The sequence below is a fragment of the Brachybacterium tyrofermentans genome, assembly GCF_014897585.1.
Classification (GTDB): Bacteria; Actinomycetota; Actinomycetes; order Actinomycetales; family Dermabacteraceae; genus Brachybacterium; species Brachybacterium tyrofermentans.
In genome coordinates this window covers 1-2,591 of the sequence record NZ_JABUXW010000070.1, presented here as the reverse complement: position 1 = coordinate 2,591, position 2,591 = coordinate 1, and the positions used below count along the sequence as shown (strand labels likewise).

The 2,591-nt window shown below is 66.3% G+C and carries 2 protein-coding genes; both read right to left on the bottom strand.

Annotated features, from left to right (window positions below; all coding sequences use genetic code 11):
* Positions 1 to 110: 110 nt before the first annotated feature.
* Positions 111 to 860, bottom strand: a complete 750-nt coding sequence (locus INT49_RS20685) for an ATP-binding protein (RefSeq protein WP_193119615.1) — start codon at positions 858 to 860, stop codon at positions 111 to 113.
* Positions 857 to 2,428: an IS21 family transposase gene (istA, locus tag INT49_RS20680; protein ID WP_193119614.1), complete on the bottom strand. Its 1,572-nt coding sequence runs from the start codon at positions 2,426 to 2,428 to the stop codon at positions 857 to 859. Before istA ends, INT49_RS20685 begins: the two co-directional genes overlap by 4 nt.
* Between the last annotated feature and the right edge of the window lie 163 nt (positions 2,429 to 2,591).

Below are 2,591 nucleotides of genomic sequence, written 5' to 3'. Positions count from 1 at the left end.
CTGAGTATTTGGTCGTTTCGGAGCCAGTGAATATTGCGGTTCGGAGCCAGTGTTATTGCCGGTGAGAGCCGGTGGCCGGAGTGGTGGGAGCCACCGGCTCTCACGGGCGGTCAGGCGCCGTTGATGGCGGCGTGCTCGCGCATGTTGTAGCTGCCGGTCTCGATCCAGATGGTGTTGTGGATGATCCGGTCCATGATCGCGTCGGCGTGAACTCCTCCACCGACGCGTGGGTGCCAGTCCTTCATGGCGTACTGGGTGCAGAACACTGTTGAGGTGTTCCCGTAGCGGCGTTCGAGCAGCTCCAGCAGCATGCGTTGCATCTCCTCGTCAGGGAAGTCGAGCAGCCATTCATCGATCACCAGCAGCGTGAACGCGGCGTACTTGCGCAGGAACTTCGCTTTGCCCATCGGCTTGTCCTTGGCCTGGGCCCAGGCCTCGGCTAGGTCGGGCATCCGGATGTAGTGCGCCCGGATCCGGTGCTGGCAGGCCTGCTTCGCGAGCGCGCAGCCGAGGTAGGATTTCCCGGACCCGGTGTAGCCCTGGAACACCACGTTCTGGGACCGTTCGATGAACGAGCAGGTGCCGAGCTGGGCGATCACGCTCTGATCCAGACCGCGCTCAGAGAGCAGGTCCAGGCGACGCAGGTCTGCGTCGGGGTAGCGAAGTCCGGCGCGACGGACCAGGCCCTCGACCTTGGAGTGGGTGAAGGTGGAATGGGCCTCGTCGACGGCCAGCTGGATCTTCTCTTCGAACCCCAGCCCCATCACCAGCGTCTCGTCCTGGGCCTCGAGCGCCTCCAGCAACGCCGCAGCGCCCATGTCCCGCAGCTTGCGTCTGGTCTCGGTATCGAGCCGGCTCATCGGGTGCCTCCCTTCGCGTAGTAGGCAGCTCCGCGGACGTAGCCCCCGGGCTCATCACCTATCCCGGGCCTCGGTGGTCGCGGCGTTGCGGGGGTCTTGTCCTGCCCGGTCTCCAAGATCGGGCGCAGGTGCGCATAGCGCGGAGAGCGGACCCGCCCGGCCAGGGCGAGCTGGCAGGCCGCCTCGACCCGCTCTGCCGAGTATCGGCGAGTCATCCGCAGCACGGCCAGGGCAGGGTCCAGGCCCTGCTCGGCGACCGGCACGGACTCGAAGATTCGGTCGATGACGGTCACGGCCGAGGGGCCGAGGCGCTCGGCCCACTCACGCACCCGTGCCTGGTCCCACTGTCGGTAGCCCGGGCCGGCCGGTAGGTCTGCGTCGTGGGTGCGGTACTCGTTGACCACCGATTCCGGTAGCAGCAGGTGGCTGGAGAGCCGCTCCGGGCCGTGGAACACCTCGAGCATGGTGTCCGTGAGCCGCAGATCGACCTTCGCTCCAACGTGGGGGTAGGGCACGGAGTAGAAGTTCCGTCCGAAGGCGATGTGCCCGTTGCGACCCACCCTGCGGCCATAGACCCAGCGGCTGATCTCGAATCCCACCGCTGGCAGCGGCCGCAGCAGCGGCTTCTCCTCCGCTTCGAATACTGATGACCGGGATCCGGCGCGCTTCTGGAACGGTTCGGCGTTATAGGCAGCGACCCGCTCGATGATCGCGGCTCGCAGCTCGGCCAGCGTCGTGAACGTCTGCTTTCGCAGGCCGGCGATGACCCACGTCGCCACGTGCGCGACGGTGTTCTCCACGCTGGCCTTGTCTTTCGGCTTCCTCACGCGGCCCGGCAGCACCGCGGCCGAGTAGTGAGCGGCCATCTCGCGGTAGGCGTCGTTGAGCACGATCTCGCCCTCGGCCGGACGCTTGATCACCCCGGTCTTGAGGTTGTCCGGCACGATCCGCGGCACCGACCCACCGAAGGCCTCGAACATCGCCACATGCGCGCGCAGCCAGGTGTCCTGCTTCATGTCCAGGGCCGGCTGGACGAAGGAGTACCGACTGAACGGCAGGCACCCCACGAACAGATACACCGTCGAGCGCTCACCGGTCGCGGGGTTCAGCAGCTGCATCGTCGGTCCTGACCAGTCGACCTCGATCGTCTGCCCGGCACGATGCCCCACCCGCGAGGTCAGCCCCGTGACCAGCACGTGCTGCTGGTAGGACTTGCAGAAACGGTCGTAGCCCATCGCTGGTTCCCCAGCCTCGGTGCACCCGTCGAGGTACTCGCCATGCAACAGCTTCAGCGTGACCCCGACCCGGGACAGCTCCCGATGGACCTTCTCGAAATCCGGCTGCGCGTAGACGCTCTCGTGTTCCCCGCGGCCGGGGAACACCAGCGAGTACACCTCGGCCTCGGACCGGTCCGCGACGTGATCCCACCGCAGCCCGGCAGCGTCCGCAGCCTCCAGCACCGCTGCCACGCTATTTCGAGAGATCTGTTGAGAGGCGGCGATCGCCCTGCCCGACAAGCCCTCGGACCGCAGCTGCAGCACGCGCTTCGCCTTGATCTTCCTTACCATTGAAAATTGCTCCTTCCGCCAGGTGCCCGATACACCCAGCGGAAGGAGCCTAAGCAGGTGGCTCCGAACGCCAATATTGGTGGCTCTGACCGCGTCAGCAGCCTCCGCGAGCCGGTGGCTCCCAATCCCGATACGGGTGGCCTCCAGTGCTACGAATATTCAG

What these genes read in the sequence shown, in the direction of transcription:
- INT49_RS20685 (WP_193119615.1), bottom strand. Translation starts at nt 860, where the DNA reads ATGAGCCGGCTCGATACCGAGACCAGACGCAAGCTGCGGGACATGGGC.
- istA (WP_193119614.1), bottom strand. Translation starts at nt 2,428, where the DNA reads ATGGTAAGGAAGATCAAGGCGAAGCGCGTGCTGCAGCTGCGGTCCGAG.